17 protein-coding genes are annotated in these 16,602 nt (G+C 71.2%); 10 read left to right on the top strand and 7 right to left on the bottom strand.

Translation table 11 applies throughout. From position 1 onward, the window contains the following. Positions 1-184: 184 nt before the first annotated feature. Positions 185-1,246 (top strand): acyl-CoA desaturase, encoded by a 1,062-nt coding sequence (locus tag FBY22_RS26060; RefSeq protein WP_142149876.1) that lies wholly within the window; start codon positions 185-187, stop codon positions 1,244-1,246. A 126-nt stretch (positions 1,247-1,372) separates the two neighbouring features. Beyond that, positions 1,373-1,555 carry a hypothetical protein gene (locus FBY22_RS26055; RefSeq protein WP_142149874.1) on the top strand — a complete coding sequence of 61 codons (183 nt, stop codon included), beginning with the start codon at positions 1,373-1,375 and terminating at the stop codon, positions 1,553-1,555. 4 nt (positions 1,556-1,559) lie between these two features. Here FBY22_RS26055 and FBY22_RS26050 read toward each other — a convergent pair whose 3' ends face one another. The 3 genes from FBY22_RS26050 to FBY22_RS26040 form a co-directional block, all read right to left on the bottom strand. Then, positions 1,560-2,951: a tannase/feruloyl esterase family alpha/beta hydrolase gene (locus FBY22_RS26050; RefSeq protein WP_142149872.1), complete on the bottom strand. Its 1,392-nt coding sequence runs from the start codon at positions 2,949-2,951 to the stop codon at positions 1,560-1,562. A 162-nt stretch (positions 2,952-3,113) separates the two neighbouring features. After that, positions 3,114-4,034 (bottom strand): hypothetical protein, encoded by a 921-nt coding sequence (locus FBY22_RS26045; RefSeq protein ID WP_142149870.1) that lies wholly within the window; start codon positions 4,032-4,034, stop codon positions 3,114-3,116. 135 nt (positions 4,035-4,169) lie between these two features. Then, complete coding sequence (locus FBY22_RS26040) at positions 4,170-4,466, bottom strand: hypothetical protein (RefSeq protein ID WP_142152524.1); 297 nt, start codon at positions 4,464-4,466, stop codon at positions 4,170-4,172. Positions 4,467-4,565: 99 nt separating this feature from the next. Between FBY22_RS26040 and FBY22_RS26035 the strand changes: the two genes are divergently transcribed. Continuing rightward, entirely contained in the window at positions 4,566-5,462 is an 897-nt protein-coding gene (locus FBY22_RS26035; protein WP_174267268.1) for an oxygenase MpaB family protein, read from the top strand. Between the two features lie 6 nt (positions 5,463-5,468). Here FBY22_RS26035 and FBY22_RS26030 read toward each other — a convergent pair whose 3' ends face one another. After that, a complete protein-coding gene (locus FBY22_RS26030; protein WP_142149868.1) occupies positions 5,469-6,068 on the bottom strand; it encodes a class I SAM-dependent methyltransferase in 600 nt (199 codons plus the stop codon). A 152-nt stretch (positions 6,069-6,220) separates the two neighbouring features. Here FBY22_RS26030 and FBY22_RS26025 point away from each other — a divergent pair, with 152 nt between their 5' ends. Genes FBY22_RS26025 through FBY22_RS26005 form a run of 5 tightly spaced genes read left to right on the top strand, consistent with a single transcriptional unit; the run spans position 6,221 to position 11,110 of the window. After that, a complete protein-coding gene (locus FBY22_RS26025; protein WP_142149866.1) occupies positions 6,221-6,994 on the top strand; it encodes an MHYT domain-containing protein in 774 nt (257 codons plus the stop codon). Between the two features lie 49 nt (positions 6,995-7,043). Continuing rightward, the gene (locus tag FBY22_RS26020; RefSeq protein ID WP_142149864.1) at positions 7,044-9,566 is read left to right on the top strand and encodes a nitrate- and nitrite sensing domain-containing protein; all 2,523 of its coding nucleotides are present in this window, start codon (positions 7,044-7,046) and stop codon (positions 9,564-9,566) included. Beyond that, entirely contained in the window at positions 9,563-10,000 is a 438-nt protein-coding gene (locus FBY22_RS26015; RefSeq protein WP_142149862.1) for a roadblock/LC7 domain-containing protein, read from the top strand. The genes FBY22_RS26020 and FBY22_RS26015 overlap by 4 nt, the downstream gene beginning before the upstream one ends. Before the next feature lie 22 nt (positions 10,001-10,022). Further along, positions 10,023-10,436 carry a DUF742 domain-containing protein gene (locus tag FBY22_RS26010; protein ID WP_142149860.1) on the top strand — a complete coding sequence of 138 codons (414 nt, stop codon included), beginning with the start codon at positions 10,023-10,025 and terminating at the stop codon, positions 10,434-10,436. A gap of 50 nt (positions 10,437-10,486) precedes the next feature. After that, complete coding sequence (locus FBY22_RS26005; RefSeq protein ID WP_142149858.1) at positions 10,487-11,110, top strand: ATP/GTP-binding protein; 624 nt, start codon at positions 10,487-10,489, stop codon at positions 11,108-11,110. Positions 11,111-11,135: 25 nt separating this feature from the next. Here FBY22_RS26005 and FBY22_RS26000 read toward each other — a convergent pair whose 3' ends face one another. Then, the gene (locus tag FBY22_RS26000) at positions 11,136-11,564 is read right to left on the bottom strand and encodes a PPOX class F420-dependent oxidoreductase (RefSeq protein ID WP_142149856.1); all 429 of its coding nucleotides are present in this window, start codon (positions 11,562-11,564) and stop codon (positions 11,136-11,138) included. A gap of 94 nt (positions 11,565-11,658) precedes the next feature. Here FBY22_RS26000 and FBY22_RS25995 point away from each other — a divergent pair, with 94 nt between their 5' ends. Both FBY22_RS25995 and FBY22_RS25990 read left to right on the top strand, forming a co-directional pair. Continuing rightward, complete coding sequence (locus tag FBY22_RS25995; protein ID WP_142149854.1) at positions 11,659-12,072, top strand: roadblock/LC7 domain-containing protein; 414 nt, start codon at positions 11,659-11,661, stop codon at positions 12,070-12,072. 125 nt (positions 12,073-12,197) lie between these two features. Next, complete coding sequence (locus tag FBY22_RS25990; RefSeq protein WP_142149852.1) at positions 12,198-13,112, top strand: DUF6397 family protein; 915 nt, start codon at positions 12,198-12,200, stop codon at positions 13,110-13,112. Between the two features lies 1 nt (position 13,113). Here the strand turns inward: FBY22_RS25990 and FBY22_RS25985 are convergent, their stop codons facing one another. Both FBY22_RS25985 and FBY22_RS25980 read right to left on the bottom strand, forming a co-directional pair. Next, positions 13,114-13,980: an acyl-CoA thioesterase II gene (locus tag FBY22_RS25985; RefSeq protein ID WP_142149850.1), complete on the bottom strand. Its 867-nt coding sequence runs from the start codon at positions 13,978-13,980 to the stop codon at positions 13,114-13,116. 19 nt (positions 13,981-13,999) lie between these two features. Further along, a complete protein-coding gene (locus FBY22_RS25980) occupies positions 14,000-16,513 on the bottom strand; it encodes an RNA helicase (protein ID WP_142149847.1) in 2,514 nt (837 codons plus the stop codon). Positions 16,514-16,602: the final 89 nt, after the last annotated feature.

Genomic DNA, 16,602 nt, shown 5'->3' with positions numbered 1-16,602 from the left:
CGGCAGAAGATCCGCCGCGGTCGCCGCCCGCAGGAATTCCTCACCCCACGGGTGCTGTCAACCCCCGTGCCTGCCGCGGGCTGGCACCAGGCCGTACACGGGTGGTGGCGCCATGGTCGCCGAGCGTCGCCGGTCCGTACGTTTCCTGAGGTCAGACCGTTGCCCGAAGAGCCGGAGACCGGACATGCCCGAGCCCGTCACAGCCGTCGTCGAACCGATCCCCGCCGCGCGCGCCGCCCCGCCCTCCGCAAGCGAGTTCACGCATCTCCTGCGCACGGTCAAGGGCCAGGGCCTCCTGGAGCGGCGCCACACCTGGTACGCGCTGGGCATCGCCGCCAACGCCCTCGCCCTCGCGTGCGTGGTCACCGGAGTCGCCCTCATCGGCGACTCCTGGTGGTCCCTGCTCCTGGCCCCGCCGCTGGCGATCTTCTCCGCACGCACCGCGTTCATAGGCCACGACGCCGGACACTCCCAGATCACCGGCGACAGGACCCGCTCCCGGATCATCGGCCTGATCCACGGCAACCTGCTCCTGGGGATGAGCTACGCCTGGTGGAACGACAAGCACAACCGCCACCACTCCAACCCCAACCACATCGACAAGGACCCGGACGTCGTCGCCGACGTCCTGGTCTTCACCGCCGCACAGGCGGCACACCGTTCGGGCTTCCGCCGTTGGCTCACCCGCAACCAGGCCTGGCTCTTCTTCCCGCTCACTGTCCTCGAAGGCGTCGCCCTGAAGGTCCACGGCTTCAAGGACCTGCGCCGACAGCCCCCGCGGGAGCGTGTGGTCGAAGGCGGCCTCCTGGTGACGCACGTCGCCGCGTACGCGACGCTGCTGCTCACCTCGCTGTCGCCCGGCAAGGCGCTCGCGTTCGCCGCCTTGCACCATGCGCTGTTCGGCCTGCACCTGGGACTGGCGTTCGCCCCGAACCACAAGGGCATGGAGATGCCGGACCCGGCCGGTGATCGGTGGGGACATCTGCGCCGGCAGGTCCTCACCTCGCGCAACATCCGCGGCGGAGTGCTGACCGACTGGTTTCTCGGCGGCCTCAACTACCAGATCGAGCACCACCTCTTCCCCAGCATGCCCCGCCCCCATCTCCGACTCGCCCAGCCCCTGGTGCGCGCCCACTGCGAGGAGTTGGGTATCCCCTACGCGGAGACCGGGCTCGTCGACTCCTACCGGCAGGCCCTGCTCCATCTGCACGAGGTGGGGGAGCCCCTCCGGCCGGCACGGTCATAAGGGGCTCTCAGGGACGAGTCGGGGTCACGACTCAGGGTCGTCTCAGGGTCGCGTCCCGGAACCGTGGGGAGCCCGGGCCCGTTCTCAGGACAGAGAGCGGCAGTGGCCGCGAAGGAGGCGACGTACATGTCGAGGAACGCGAAGATCGCCATAGGAGGTGTGGCGCTCGGGCTCTTCCTGTGGATCTGGCTGCCCTTCTGGGCGGTGGTCCTGATAGTCATCGGAGTCCCGACGGCCGCATACCTCACGCTGGACCCCTCACAGCGGCGCAGGCTGCGCCGCATCAGCCGCAAGGAGCTGGGCCGCTGAGGCGCTACAGCGACGAGGGTCCCGGATCGGCCAGCGCGCACGAGTCGACCACATCGCCGCCCGAAGGACGTGCGACGGTGTGGTCGGCGGGCGGTCGCGTGCCCCTCTCCACCCAGGAGACCAGCGCGTCGAAGGCCGACCGATAGCAGGGCAGGATGGGCCGCAGCCGGTCCGGATAGGTGTCGTACAGGCCGTCGACGTGCGTGCCGCCCTGGATCGTGTAGTAGCGGTGCAGCGAGCCACGCCCGCTCGCGCCGACCATGCGGGCATACACGTCCGAGTCGGCCGCCTTCGGCAGCAGGGCGTCGAGGTCGCCGTGCAGCGTGATCAGCGGCCTGCCGATCCGACCGGTCAGCGACACACGGGCCACCGCCCGGTGCACGGCGGCGGGGCGTGCCGCGTAGTCGTACGTGGCGTCGGAGGCGCAGGGTGCCAGGATCTGGTCCGCGGTGCTTCCGGCGGAGGGGCCGGGGCAGCCGGAATCGTCATCAGGGTCGAACTCGGCGCGGTAGATCTTCTGCGTGACCCCCCAGTAGGCCTTCTCGTGGTACGGCCACAGGAACTCGGAGCCGCGCGCGAAACCGACCGCGTACATGTCCTCGTCCCGCGCCGAGCCCAGTGTCCGGGCCACCGCGGTGGGCAGGGAGGTGAGCAGGTTGGGTCCGTCCGGGGTCCACAGCGCGCCCTCCCAGTCCACGCCGCCGTCGTACAGCTCCGGACGGTTCTCCAGCTGCCACCGGGTGAGATAACCGCCGTTGGAGATGCCGGTCATGTAAGTGCGCCGCGGGGCGTGCCCGTACCGCTGGACCACCGCTCGCTTGGCCGCCCGCGTGAGCTGCGTGGTGCGCGCGTTCCATTCGGCGATCGCGTCACCGGGACGGGTGCCGTCCCGGTAGAAGTCCGCGCCGCTGTTGCCCTTGTCGGTCGCCGCGTAGGCGTAGCCCTCGGCCAGCACCCGGTCGGAGATCGCCTTGTCCGTCGCGTACTGCCGGCGCGTGCCGGGCGCGCCGGTGACCACCAGGCCGCCGTTCCAGTGGTCCGGCAGCCGGATCACGAACTGGGCGTCGTGCGCCCAGCCATGGGTGTTGTTGAAGTGGGAGGAGTCCGGGAAGTACCCGTCGATCTGCAGCCCGGGCACCCCCGACGGGGTGCGCGTGCCGGTCGCCGTGAGCCCCGTCTGATCGGCCGAGTCGGTGTACGGCGTCCCCGCCAGCGCGGCCGTGGTCAGATCGGGCAGACACGCGCCGCGCTGCAGGGCCGCGCCCGGTACGCGCACCCGCTCCTGCCCGGTGCAGTGCTCCCCGCCCACTGCCGCGGCCGACGCATGGACCGGCCAGGCCAGAGCCGCCGCGAGCAATGTTGCGACAGCGAGTGGAACACCGCGGACGGTACGCATGACGGCCTCCTGAGGCAGCGCTGAACGAACGGCGCCCGAGAGAGACGGGCGCCGAGAGCTGCCTCATGGTGCGGTCCGGCGTTCCGAGCATCCATGGGTCGGGACCCCATGGAAAGCGGCCGCCATATGGGGGAGCAGTACAGGCGGCGCGAGGTCGTCGGCTCAGCTCGGACGTACGGCCATCTTGTCCAGGGCCTCCAGCAGCCCCGGCAGCTCCGGCCCCCGGCCCACCGGCAGCACCTCGCCGGGTTCCGCGTCGAGCAGCACGAACGCGATGTCGTCGGTCCGGGCCACCAGCGACCAGCCGGGACCGTCGGCGCGCAGGGTGCGCGCGTCGCCCGGGGCGAACGAGGAGCGGACGCGGCCGAGCGGCGGCGGCGACTCGACGTACGCGCGCGCCTCGGCGAGCACACGCCGAATCCCGTTGTGCCCCTTGGCCTTCACCGGCCGACCGTCGGCACCCGACTCACCGGATTCACCAGACCCAGCGGGCTCACCGGACCCGTCCGAGTCGGTCTGTTCGGCCTTCTCGGCGTCCTGCGAGGCGTCACCGGTCGCCGAGGCACCGGCCGGGTCCGCGAAGGCGCCGTCGTCGATCTGCTCCCGCCACAGGGCCCACTGGAGCGCGATCTCGTCGGCGCCCAGCCGCCGCTGGGCCGGACCCCAAGTGGTCGTGTCCGGGGGCGCCAGCGGAGCACGCTCCGCGACCTCGGGATCGGGGTCGTGCGGCTCGGGCACGCCCGGCGCCGCGACGGCTACCGCGAGCGGCCAGCCCGGCAGAGCGGCCACGACCGAACGCTCGTCGGGCGACAGGTCGTACTCCATGCCGCAGTCCCACGACGCGATGGCGACGGCGACCAGCGACACGTCGTCGACCACGACGGTCCACCGCGCGCCGTCCCCGTCCTGGCCGATCACCAGGCCGTATCCGTCGGCGAGCGGCGCGAGGCCGAGTGCCGCGCAGGCCTCCGGATAGTCGTCGCCAAGCACGCTCGGAAACTTCGCCGGCGTCAGCAGCACCGCCGTGAGCACATAGAGCGCGTCGTCCGCGGCGGCGACGGCGCCCTCGTCCGTCCCGGCCATCCCAGCCTCCCCATCATTCGTCCAACGGCGCGCACCCTAATGCGCGCGGAAGGCGCTTGTCACGACTCGCAAGCACACCCGGAGCTGCAGTTTTCCGGGTGGACGGGGCGAATCGACCTTCGACCGGTCCGCCTGTCAGGCCGCCGGAAGCCCGAGCAGAGTGCGGGCCACGGCCCGCGGGGACTCGTCACGCTCCCGCGCCAGCGCGATCACCGCACGGCAGGCCAGCTCGTTGACCCCGAAGGACAGCGCCTCCGGGGACACCCAGCCGGCCGCCTCGTCGATCCGCTCCTGGTCGTCCTCGGCGCACGCCGAGACGTACGCGGCAGCGGCTTCGAAAAGATTGTGTGTACGTTTGTCCCGGCCCTCGCTCATCCCCGCGCGCGCGGCGTTGAGGAATCTGGTACCGGACTTGCGCAGCCTGCCCCACATGCTGATCGCCTTCCCCCTGCGTCGTTGCCCTGACACATCGTCCATCTCCTGCTACTCAACGTAGAGTTGGAGTCCCGGCGGCAGAAGGGGGAGGACGCGGTGAAGCGCTTCGCGTGGCTCGAGGAGATCCGGCGGATGGACCCGTACCGGGACGCATCCGAGATCTACCGCCTCAGCTCGGCCCACGAGTTCCCGTGGGACTACACCCGCGCGCTCGAACTGGCCCTGTACCGGACGTACGCGGTGCCGTCCATCGGCCGGCTGCTCGCCGAGACCGCGGAGCTGACCGGGCGGGCGCAGAAGCGGTACGACGACACCACGCTGCTTCTCGACGCCGTCGTGGAGCACGGCTTCCGCAGCGCCGAGGGCCGCACGGCGGTCCGCCGGATCAACCAGATGCATCGCAGTTACGACATCGGCAACGACGACATGCGCTACGTCCTGTGCACGTTCGTGGTGACGCCCAAGCGGTGGATCGACACCTACGGCTGGCGCAGGCTCTCCCGGCACGAGATCGTCGCCACGGCCGAGCACTACCGCACCCTCGGCCGCCACATGGGCATCCAGGACATCCCCGGGTCCTACGAGGAGTTCGAAGCCTTTCTCGACGACTACGAGGAGGCCCACTTCGCGTGGGACGCGGGCGCGCGGCGGGTCTCCGACGCCACTCTCGACCTGATGGCCTCCTGGTATCCGCGACCGCTGGCCTCCGTCCTGCGCACCTCGACTCTCGCCCTGCTCGACGACCGCCTCCTGCGGGCCTTCCGCTACTCACCGCCGAGCCCCGCCACGCGCGCGTTGGTGCGCCGCGGGGTACGCGCGCGTGGACGGCTCGTCCGCCTGATGCCGCCGCGACGCACACCGCACCACGCGCGGCAGAACCGGGAGGTCAAGGGCTACCCGGACGGCTACAGGCTGGAGCGACTGGGCACCTGGCCGGCTCCGGGCGTGCGGGGTTGCCCCGTGCGGCACCTGGACGTGCCGGCCGGCGAGTGAGCCGGTCTACCCCTCCCGCACGGCCAGCGCGAGGAACCGGGCGTCCTCGTCGACGTACGATGTCATCCGCCACCCCGAAACGGCCAGCAGCGGCCGGAGGTTGGGCTCCGCGCGCAGGTCGTCCGGGGTGATTTGGCGACCCTGGCGTGCGGCGAGCGCCGCCCGGCCGATGGGATGGAACAGGGCGAGCACGCCGCCGGGACGCACGACCCGGGCCAACTCCCGCAGATCGTCGGCCGGCCGGGGCAGGTGCGCGATCAGTCCGGCGGCGAACACCGCGTCCAGTGACCGCGACCGCAGCGGCAGCGCGGCCACGTCGGCCAGCAGCAGCTTCCCGTCACGGTCCCTGCCCGCCCGCACGGCGGCCTGCAGCATGGCCGGGGTCAGATCGATACCGACGACCACTCCCGTGGCCCCCACGGCCGCCCGCAGGGGCGTCAGGGCCCGCCCGGTGCCGCAGCCCGCGTCGAGCACCCGGTCGCCCTCGCGCAGCCCGAGGTCGGCCACCGCGGAGGCGTAGGCGGGGCCGTCGTCGGGGAACCGGCTGTCCCAGTCGGCGGCGCGGGCGCCGAAGAACTCCTGCACATGTGTGTGGTCGTCGCTCATGTTCCGCATGATCCCTCACCGACACGGATGACGCCCTGGTGCGCATGTTCGGGCGTGACGCGGTCTTTCAGGCGCACCCCTGCGTCATATTGCAACACCTTTCGAAATGCGCCCCCTTTGTGCGCCTGTGCTCCCACTAGCGTCCCGGGGTCATGGGACACCTGGACCACGCCACCTTCGGCTGGCTGACCCCCGTACTGTCGTACGTGATGGCCTGCATAGGCGCCGCCCTCGGGCTGCGCTGCACGGTCCGCGCCCTCGGCGCCACCGGACGCTCGCGCCGCAACTGGCTCCTCACCGCCGCCTCCGCCATCGGCACCGGCATCTGGACCATGCACTTCGTCGCCATGCTCGGTTTCGGTGTCGGCGGCACCGACATCCGCTACGACGTGCCGCTGACCATCCTGAGCCTGCTCGTCGCCATGCTCGTCGTCTGCGGCGGGGTCTTCGCCGTCGGCTACAGCAAGGACCGCACCCGGGCACTGCTCCTGGGCGGACTCGCCACCGGCGTCGGCGTGGCGAGCATGCACTACCTGGGCATGGCGGCGGTACGGCTGCACGGCCACGTCGGCTACGACCCGCCCCTCGTCGCCCTCTCCGTGCTGATCGCCGTCGTGGCGGCCACGGCGGCCCTGTGGGCGGGGCTCAACATCAAATCGCCGGTCGCCGTCACCGTCGCCTCGCTGATCATGGGCGCCGCGGTCACCAGCATGCACTACACCGCGATGTTCGCGGTGCGGGTCCACGTCGTGCCCTCCGGCCAGGCGCTGCCCGGGGCCACGGCGATGCAGTTCATCTTCCCCCTCGCCGTCGGCCTCGGGTCCTACCTCTTCCTGACCTCCGCCTTCGTCGCGCTGTCGCCGACGACCGGGGAGCGCGAGGCGTCCGCCTCCGCCCAGCGGCCGGTCGAGAGCGCCGTCCCCTAGGCGCGGGTCCGGTCGCACGCATCCCGAACCACTCCCGAGCGAGGAGTCCATGCGCACACCCCGTAGGACGTCCACCACCGGCGCCGAGAGGCCCTCCGGGTCTTTCCCGCGCGGGCGGCGCGCCCACGCCGGTCCGCCGGCCGACGAGCGCGAGCAGGAGTACGACGGCACGGCGCCGCCGGAGCAGCCCACGCGCGCGACGCGGCGACGAATACGCCCGCGCACCATCCGGGCCAGGATCGTCTGCCTGCTGATGGTGCCGGTCGTCTCGCTGCTGGCCCTGTGGGCGTACGCCACCGTCACCACCGCCCAGGACGTGTCCGGGCTGCGCCAGTTGCAGCGCGTCGACGAGGAGATCCGCACGCCCGTCGCCGAGGCCGTCGCCGCCCTGCAGGCCGAACGCACCGCCGCGGTGCGCTGCGCCGCCGACCCCTCGCCCCGGCACAGGGACGAGTACAAGCGGCTGGCGGACCGCACCGACCGGGCCGTGGCCAGACTGCGGCTCGGCGACGACAGCACCGTCGCCGACGGATCGGAACTCCCCGCAGACGTGGCCCGACGCCTGAAGGCATTCGTCACCGGCGCCGGACAGCTGACTTCCCTGCGCACCGCCGTACTGGACCACGACACCAACTGGACCCGGGCGTACGGGGGTTACACGGGGACCATCGCCACCGCATTCGGAGCGGACGGCGCGCTCGGCGGCATCCGGGACGCCGACCTCGGCACCGACGCACGCGTGCTGCTCGAGTTCTCCCGCGCGGGCGAAGCGCTCGCCCAGGAGGACGCGGTACTGGCCGGCGCGGACCGCGTCGACGGTCTCGGCGGCGAGGGGCTGAGACTGTTCACGGGCGCGGTGGACACCCGCCGGACCCTCACCGTGATCGCCGTCGCCGACCTGAACGGCACCGAGCGCGACACTTGGCACGACCTTGCCCGCACCAGCGCCTACAGGGCCGTGGGCGCCGCCGAGGACCGCGTCCTGGCCGGCACTCCGGGCCCGCTGAGGGCCACGGCGTCACAAGACACCTGGAAGAGCGCGCACGCACGCGTGCAGGCAGGCATGCGCGCCATCGAGGCCGACGCCAGGCGTGAGGTCGCCGGCCGGGCCGATCCGTTCACCCGCGGCCTGCTCACCCCGGCCGGCGCCGCCGTCCTCCTGGGCCTCGCCGCCGTGGCCGCCTCGCTCGTCATCTCCGTGCGCATCGGCCGCGGTCTCGTCGTCGAGCTGGTGAGCCTGCGCAACAGCGCCCTGGAGATCGCCCGGCGCAGCCTCCCCGAGGCGATGCGGAAGCTGCGCGCCGGCGAGGAGATCGACATCCGCTCCGAGGCCCCGCACGGGCCGCCCGCCGAGGACGAGGCCGGACAGGTCGCCGAGGCCCTGGGCATCGTGCACCGTGCCGCCCTGCGGGCCGCCGTCGAGCGCGCCGAACTCGCCAGCGGCATCTCGGGCGTCTTCGTCAACCTCGCCCGCCGCAGCCAGGTCCTCGTCCACCGCCAGCTGACCCTGCTCGACAGCATGGAACGCCGCTCCGACGACCCGAACGAACTCAGCGACCTCTTCCGCCTCGACCACCTCACCACCCGGATGCGACGGCACGCCGAAAGCCTCATCATCCTCTCCGGGGCGGCCCCCGGCCGTGCCTGGCGCATGCCGGTGTCGCTGACCAACGTGGTGCGCGCGGCCGTGTCCGAGGTCGAGGACTACGCGCGCGTGGAGGTACGACAGCTTCCCGAGGCGTCCGTGGTGGGCGCGGCCGTCGCCGACGTCACCCACCTGCTGGCCGAACTCGTCGAGAACGCCGCCCAGTTCTCGCCTCCGCACACCCGTGTGCGCATCACGGGAGAACCCGTCGGCAACGGCTACGCCCTTGAGGTCGAGGACCGCGGCCTGGGGATGGGCAAGGAAACCCTGGCCGAGGCCAACCGGCGCATCGCCCAGTCCGAGGCGCTCGACCTCTTCGACAGCGACCGGCTCGGCCTCTTCGTGGTCAGCAGGCTCGCGGTCCGCCACGGCGTCAAGGTGCAACTGAGCACCTCCCCCTACGGCGGCACCACCGCGGTCGTCCTGCTGCCGACCGCCCTCCTGCACGCCGACGCGGCGGAACGTTCCCCCGCCAAGGCCGCCGACCCGCAACGGCCCGTGGAACGCGAGTACGCGCGCGTGCCCGGCGCGGCCCCGCCCATGGAGCCCGTGCACGCCCTCGCCGACCGGCCGGCGCTGTCGGCACCGGCAGCGGAAACGGCGGAACCGGCGTCCGACCCGCCACCCCCGGGAGTGACCACCTTGCGCCTGCACCGTCCCGAGGACGACGTCGAAGCATCGGACGAACTGCCCCGCCGGGTGCGCCAGGCGAATCTGGCCCCCCAACTGCGCGGACACCGCGCCGAGGAACCGGCTCACCGGCCCTCCGGTCCCCGCGCCGACGAGCAGCGCACCCCGGAGGTCGTACGGGAACGCATGGCGGCCTACCGGGACGGCTGGGCGCGCGGCGGTGGCAGGCAACCGGGTCGCGGTGGCGGCCCGGATCACACAACGGGCAGCGACAGCAGCGAAGGAGATCGCGCATGATCCAGGATCCGAGCACGAGGGCTGCCCAGCGGGGTGGTGAACTCGACTGGCTGCTGGACGACTTGGTGCTGCGCGTGGCCGAGGTGCGGCACGCCGTGGTGCTGTCCAACGACGGACTCGCCGTGGGCGCGTCCACCGATCTGCGCCGTGAGGACGCGGAGCACCTCGCCGCCGTCGCCTCCGGCTTTCACAGCCTGGCCAAGGGCGCGGGCCGCCACTTCGGGGCCGGTGGCGTGCGCCAGACCATGGTGGAGATGGACGACGCCTTCCTGTTCGTGGCCGCCGCGGGCGACGGCTCCTGCCTGGCCGTGCTGACCGCCGTGACCGCCGACATCGGCCTGGTCGCCTACGAGATGGCGCGTCTGGTCAAACGCGTCGGCGAGCACCTGTACACGGCGCCGCGCGCCGCCGCGCGGCCGCCCGCCGCCCGATGAGACGCGAGGGCGGTCCGCGCACATGAACACCGACAGGACCGGCGTCCCGACGCAGCCGGGGAGCCAGTGGTACGACGGCGAGGCCGGGCCGCTCGTGCGGCCGTACGCCATGACGGGCGGGCGAACCCGGCCGGGCCCGACCGGCGTCCGCTTCGACCTGATCGCCCTGGTCACCCTGGACCCCGGCGCGCCGGGCGTGGCGGACGACGCCGCGCTCGGCCCGGAACACCGGACCCTGATCGCCCTGTGCCGCACGGAGACGCAGTCGGTGGCCGAACTCGCCGCCGGTGCCGACCTTCCCGTGGGCGTGATCCGTGTACTCCTCGGTGACCTGCTGGAGTTCGGCCGCGTCACCGTCAGTCGACCCGTGCCACCCGCCCAACTGCCCGACGAACGGATTCTGCGCGAAGTGATCGAAGGGTTGCGGGCGCTGTAGAGGACCGTCGGCAACCACCCCCCAAGCTGTACACCCGAGAGAAGTGAGCGATGATCTCCGAACACCCCGAGCAGTCCGGGCACTCCGACGCCCAGGGCGGCGACACGGCCGCGCTCGCGCTGAAGATACTGGTCGCCGGCGGGTTCGGCGTGGGCAAGACCACCCTGGTGGGCGCGGTCAGCGAGATCAAGCCGCTGCGCACCGAGGAACTGCTCAGCGAGGCCGGTCAGTCGGTGGACGACACCGGTGGCGTGGACCAGAAGGTCACGACGACCGTCGCCATGGACTTCGGCCGCATCACCATCCGCTCCGGCCTGTCCCTCTACCTCTTCGGCACACCGGGTCAGGACCGCTTCTGGTTCCTCTGGGACGAGTTGGCGCAAGGGGCCTTGGGCGCCGTGGTCCTCGCCGACACCCGCAGGCTCGACGACTGCTTCCCGGCGGTCGACTACTTCGAGCACCGGCACATCCCGTTCGTGGTGGCCGTCAACTGCTTCACGGGCGCCCGCACGTACTCGGCCCAGGAGGTCTCACGCGCCCTCGACCTGGACCGGGGCACGCCCGTAGTGCTCTGCGACGCCCGGGACCGCGAATCGGGGAAGGAGGTGCTGATCCGGCTCGTCGAGTACGCCGGGCGGATGCACACCGCCCGGCTGCTCGACTCGGTCGGCTGACGCCCCCTCGGGGCCCGGTGGACGGTCAGCCGGAGACGGCCTTCTCCGCCAGCACCTTGTCGATCGCCATCCGCACGAGGAGTTCGCCGGGTACGCCGTTGCGGGCCCCGAACTCCTCCGCCCGCTCCTCGCCCATGTACCGGGCCGCGATGCGGGTGGCCCAGAACCGCAGTTCCTCCGGGTCCTCCGAGATCCGGGCCCGGCCCCGCAGCACGACGTAGTCGTACGGCGGCCGGTCGTCGTCCACACACAGCGCGGCACGCCCGTCGCGGGCCAGATTCCGCCCCTTCACGCTGGTCTTCGCGGTGTTGAACACGACGTCGTCCCCGTCCAGCACGAACCAGATCGGCGTCACATGCGGGCTCCCATCGGCCCGGACGGTCGAGAGTTTCGCGGTGCGGGTGCCGTACGAGACGAATGCCCGCCATTCCTCATCGGTCATCTTCTGTGCCATGCCCCCATCCTCCTTGCTCGTGGGCCTGGTGTGGGGAAGGCTGACGGGCAGATCCTCCGGCCAGGGGGAGTCGTCACACGGGGAGTTTTCGACCATGGTGCAGAACCAGACACTCGGCTGGCTGCTGGACGATCTGACCGAGCGGGTGGAGCAGGTGCGGCATGCCCTGGTCCTGTCCAACGACGGATTGGTCACCGGCGCGAGCACGGGCCTCAGGCGGGAGGACGCCGAGCACCTCGCCGCCGTCTCGTCCGGACTGCACAGCCTGGCCAAGGGCTCAGGACGCCACTTCGGCGCGGGCGGAGTGCGTCAGACGATGGTGGAGTTCGACGACGCCGTGCTGTTCGTCACCGCGGCCGGCTCCGGCAGTTGTCTGTGCGTGCTCAGCGCGGCGGAGGCCGACATCGGGCAGATCGCCTACGAGATGACCCTGCTCGTCAACCGGGTCGGCGAGCACCTCGACATCGAAGCGCGCCAGCTCGACCCGACCTCGGCAAAGGACTTCTGACCTGCAGGTTCTCCCTCTCCCGTGGAGTTATCCACAGGCCGCCACAAGATCCGCCGAAACGGCTACGGTTTTTTCCGAGGCCGCGCGGACGGCGCGGACCACCGACTCCACGGGGGAGACCAGCGATGTCAGGCACCATCGTCACGACAGCTACCCGCACGACCTGCACGCCCAGCCGCGCGGCTCGGGAACTGGGCCTGAAACGAGGCGAGTTCGACCTCGCCGTTCATCTCGGACACATCCGGACCGTCCCCGACGAAGGCGGTGGCGGACGGCGCGTCCCACGCGACGAGGTCGACCGGCTGCGTGCCGGGGAGGGCTTTCCAGAGACCCTGCGCAAACGCGTCGAGACCGTGGGTACCAAGGAAGGCGCCGGCCTGCTCGACGTGCCTCTCGGGCGGTTCACGCGACTGGCCCGGCTCGGTGTCGTCGTGCCGGTCACGTTCTATCTGAATCGCTATCGAGCCGTGGTCTGGCTCTATCTCGCCGAGGAACTCGAGCAGTTCGCGGCAGACGAGAACAACGCGTCCCTGCTGAGCGGGCGCACACCACCGGGACTGCGCGAACAGCTGAAGGAGGGCCTGGACGTCCGGGCGCGCAACTGGCGGGTACGGCAACTGGGCTTCCTGCGGCGGCAGAGCGCGGCCCATCCCTGGGCACAGGCGGCCGCCGTCGCCTCGCTGCTCGATCCGGCCCAGCTCGCGGAGATCGTGCCGGACCCCTATGAGCGCGCTCACCTGAACCGGTTCCTGCCCAGGCCCATGGCGTACGGCGCCCCCGAATCGCCCACCGCACAGGTGGCCGAGCGAATCCTGCGAGCCACGGACCCCGACGAGATCGCCTGGTACCGCGCCGATCTGGAACAGGCGGTCGGCGAGGCCCGGGCCGCCCAGCCCGCACCCCGTCCGGCTCCGGCCCACAGGCCGGCCCGACCACAGCGGCCGCCCGTCCCGCCCGCCGCACCGCACCAGCATCCGCCGGCCGCGGAGAAGCGACGGTCCCGCGGCCTGCTCGGCCGGCTGTGCCGCAGGAACGCGTGAACTACAGCCGGCGGAACAGACCCTCTTGGACCACGGACACCAGCAGCCGGCCCTCCACGTCGTAGATCCGTCCGCGGGCCAGGCCCCTGCCGCCGACCGCGACCGGCGACTCCTGGTCGTACAGGAACCACTCGTCCGCGCGGAACGGCCGGTGGAACCACATGGCGTGGTCCAGCGACGCGATGTCGAAGCTGCGCGGCCCCCACAGGGGCTGGACCGGGATGCGGACGGCGTCCAGGAGGGTCATGTCGCTGGCGTAGGTGAGTGCGCAGGTGTGCACGACCGGGTCGTCGCCGAGCGGCCCGACCGCGCGCATCCACACGGCACTGCGCGGCTCGGCGTCCTCGACCTCCTCGGGTGTCCAGCGCAACCGGTCCACATAGCGGATGTCGAAGGGCTGGCGGCGGGACATCCGCTCCAACTGCTCGGGCAGCGTGCCGTGATGCTCACGGATCTCCTGGGTGACCGTCGGCAGGGACTCCGGGTCCGGGACCTTGCGGGCCGGCGGCAGCTGGTGCTCGAAGGGCCCTTCCTCAGGTTTGTGAAAGGAGGCGGTGAGATTGAAGATCGTACGGCCCTGCTGCACGGCGGTGACCCGGCGCGTGGTGAACGACCTGCCGTCCCGCACTCGTTCGACCTGGTACACGATCGGCACACCCGGCCGGCCCGGACGCAGGAAGTACGCGTGCAGCGAGTGCACCGGGCGCTCGCCGTCGGTGGTGCGGGCGGCGGCGACCAGGGCCTGGCCGGCGACCTGGCCGCCGAAGACCCGTTGCAGGGACTCGTTCGGGCTGAGGCCACGGAAGATGTTGACCTCGATCTGCTCAAGGTCGAGCAGATCGACGAGTCTCTCGGCCGGGTTCGTCATGTGTGGGTCGCTCCTTGGCTCACAGCTGACCGACATCGGTGACACGGACGATCGCTCGGCCCTCGGCGTCGGAGGCCGCGAGGTCGACCTCCGCGCTGATGCCCCAGTCGTGGTCGTCGTTCGGGTCGTCGAAGATCTGCCGGACGCGCCAGACGCCGTCCTTGGGCGCCTCCTCGATCACCAGCAGCTTGGGGCCGCGGGCGTCCGGACCGGTACCGAGGTCGTCGTACTCGTCCCAGTACTTGTCCATCGCCTCGCCCCACGCATCGGCGTCCCAGCCGTTCTCGCCGTCCATCTCGCCCAGTTCCTCGACCTGGTCGAGCGCGGCGAGTTCGACACGGCGGAAGAGGGCGTTGCGGACCAGGACCCGGAAGGCGCGCGCGTTGGCGGTGACCGGCTTGACCTCGTCGGCCTTCTCCTGGGCCTCCTCGGCCGTCATCTCCTCCGGGTTGGCCAGCTGCTCCCACTCGTCCAGCAGACTGGAGTCGACCTGGCGGACCATCTCACCCAGCCACTCGATCAGGTCCTGCAGGTCCTCGGACTTCAGGTCGTCCGGGATGTTGTGGTCGAGGGCCTTGTAGGCGCTGGCCAGGTAGCGCAGCACGATGCCCTCGGTGCGGGCCAGCTCGTAGAAGGACACCAACTCCGTGAAGGACATGGCCCGTTCGTACATGTCGCGGATGACGGACTTCGGCGACAGCGGGTGGTCGCCCACCCAGGGATGGCTCTTGCGGTACGTGTTGTAGGCGTGGAAGAGCAGCTCCTCCAGCGGCTTGGGGTAGGAGATGTCCTGGAGGCGCTCCATGCGCTCCTCGTACTCGACGCCGTCCGCCTTCATCGCCGCCACGGCCTCGCCCTTGGCCTTGTTCAGCTGGGCCACGAGGATCTGCCGCGGGTCGTCCAGCGTCGACTCGACGACCGACACCATGTCCAGGGCGTAGGAAGGGGAGTCCGGGTCGAGGAGCTCGAACGCGGCGAGCGCGAACGTGGACAGCGGCTGGTTGAGCGCGAAGTCCTGCTGCAGGTCGACGGTGAGGCGGACGATGCGGCCGGTGGGGTCCGGCTTCTCGAGCTTCTCGACGATCCCGCCGTCCAGCAGCGAGCGGTAGATGGCGATCGCCCGCCGGATGTGCCGCAGCTGCTGCTTGCGCGGCTCGTGATTGTCCTCCAGCAGGTGCCGCATGGCGTCGAAGGCGTTGCCCGGGCGGGCGATGACCGACAGCAGCATCGTGTGCGTCACGCGGAAACGCGAGGTCAGCGGCTCCGGCTCGGAGGCGATGAGCTTCTCGAAGGTGTTCTCCGTCCACCCGACGAAGCCCTCCGGCGCCTTCTTGCGGACGACCTTCCGCCGCTTCTTCGGGTCGTCACCGGCCTTGGCGAGGGCCTTCTCGTTCTCGATGACGTGCTCGGGCCCCTGCGCGACGACGAAGCCCGCCGTGTCGAAGCCCGCCCGCCCGGCCCGGCCGGCGATCTGGTGGAACTCACGGGCGCGCAGGGTACGCACGCGGCTGCCGTCGTACTTGGTCAGCGCCGTGAACAGCACCGTGCGGATGGGGACATTGACGCCGACGCCCAGCGTGTCCGTGCCGCAGATGACCTTCAGCAGACCGGCCTGGGCGAGCTTCTCCACCAGACGCCGGTACTTGGGCAGCATGCCGGCGTGATGGACGCCGATGCCGTGCCGGACGTAACGGGAGAGGTTGCGGCCGAACTTGGTGGTGAAGCGGAAGTTGCCGATCAGCTCGGCGATCTGCTCCTTCTCCTCCTTCGAGCACATGTTGATGCTCATCAGCGCCTGCGCCCGCTCCACCGCCTGCGCCTGGGTGAAGTGCACGATGTAGACCGGTGCCTGCCTGGTCTGCAGCAGGTCGGTGAGGGTCTCGGTGAGCGGCGTGAGCCGGTACTCGTAGGAGAGGGGCACCGGGCGAGTCACCGAGCGGACCACGGAGGTGGGGCGGCCGGTACGGCGGGTGAGGTCCTTCTCGAAGAAGGAGACGTCGCCCAGCGTCGCCGACATCAGGATGAACTGCGCCTGCGGCAGCTCCAGGATCGGGATCTGCCAGGCCCAGCCCCGGTCGCCCTCGGCGTAGAAGTGGAACTCGTCCATGACGACCTGGCCGACGTCGGCGTCCTTGCCGTCGCGCAGCGCGATCGACGCCAGCACCTCCGCGGTGCAGCAGATGACGGGGGCGTCGGCGTTGACGGAGGCGTCACCGGTCAGCATGCCCACGTTCTCGGTGCCGAAGAGTTTGCACAGCTCGAAGAACTTCTCCGAGACCAGCGCCTTGATCGGCGCCGTGTAGAAGGTGACCTCGTCGCGGGCCAGGGCCGCGAAGTGGGCGCCCGCCGCGATCATGCTCTTGCCGGAACCGGTGGGCGTCGAAACGATCACGTTCGCGCCGGAGACCACCTCGATCAGCGCCTCCTCCTGGTGGGGGTAGAGCGTCAGACCGCGCTCCTGGGCCCACGACTCGAAGGCCTCGTAGAGAGCGTCGGGGTCGGCGGTCGGCGGCAGCTGATCGATGAGTGTCACGGACCCATCTTGCCTGGCCTCCTCCCGCATCGGGGAATCGGATGCTGCCGCGAAGATCACGAGCAGTACGCTGTGACGCCGACGGAGCG

The organism is Streptomyces sp. SLBN-31, assembly GCF_006715395.1.
GTDB lineage: Bacteria > Actinomycetota > Actinomycetes > Streptomycetales > Streptomycetaceae > Streptomyces.
Note: the sequence above shows the minus strand (reverse complement) of the source record. Positions and strands in the feature narration are given on the sequence as shown.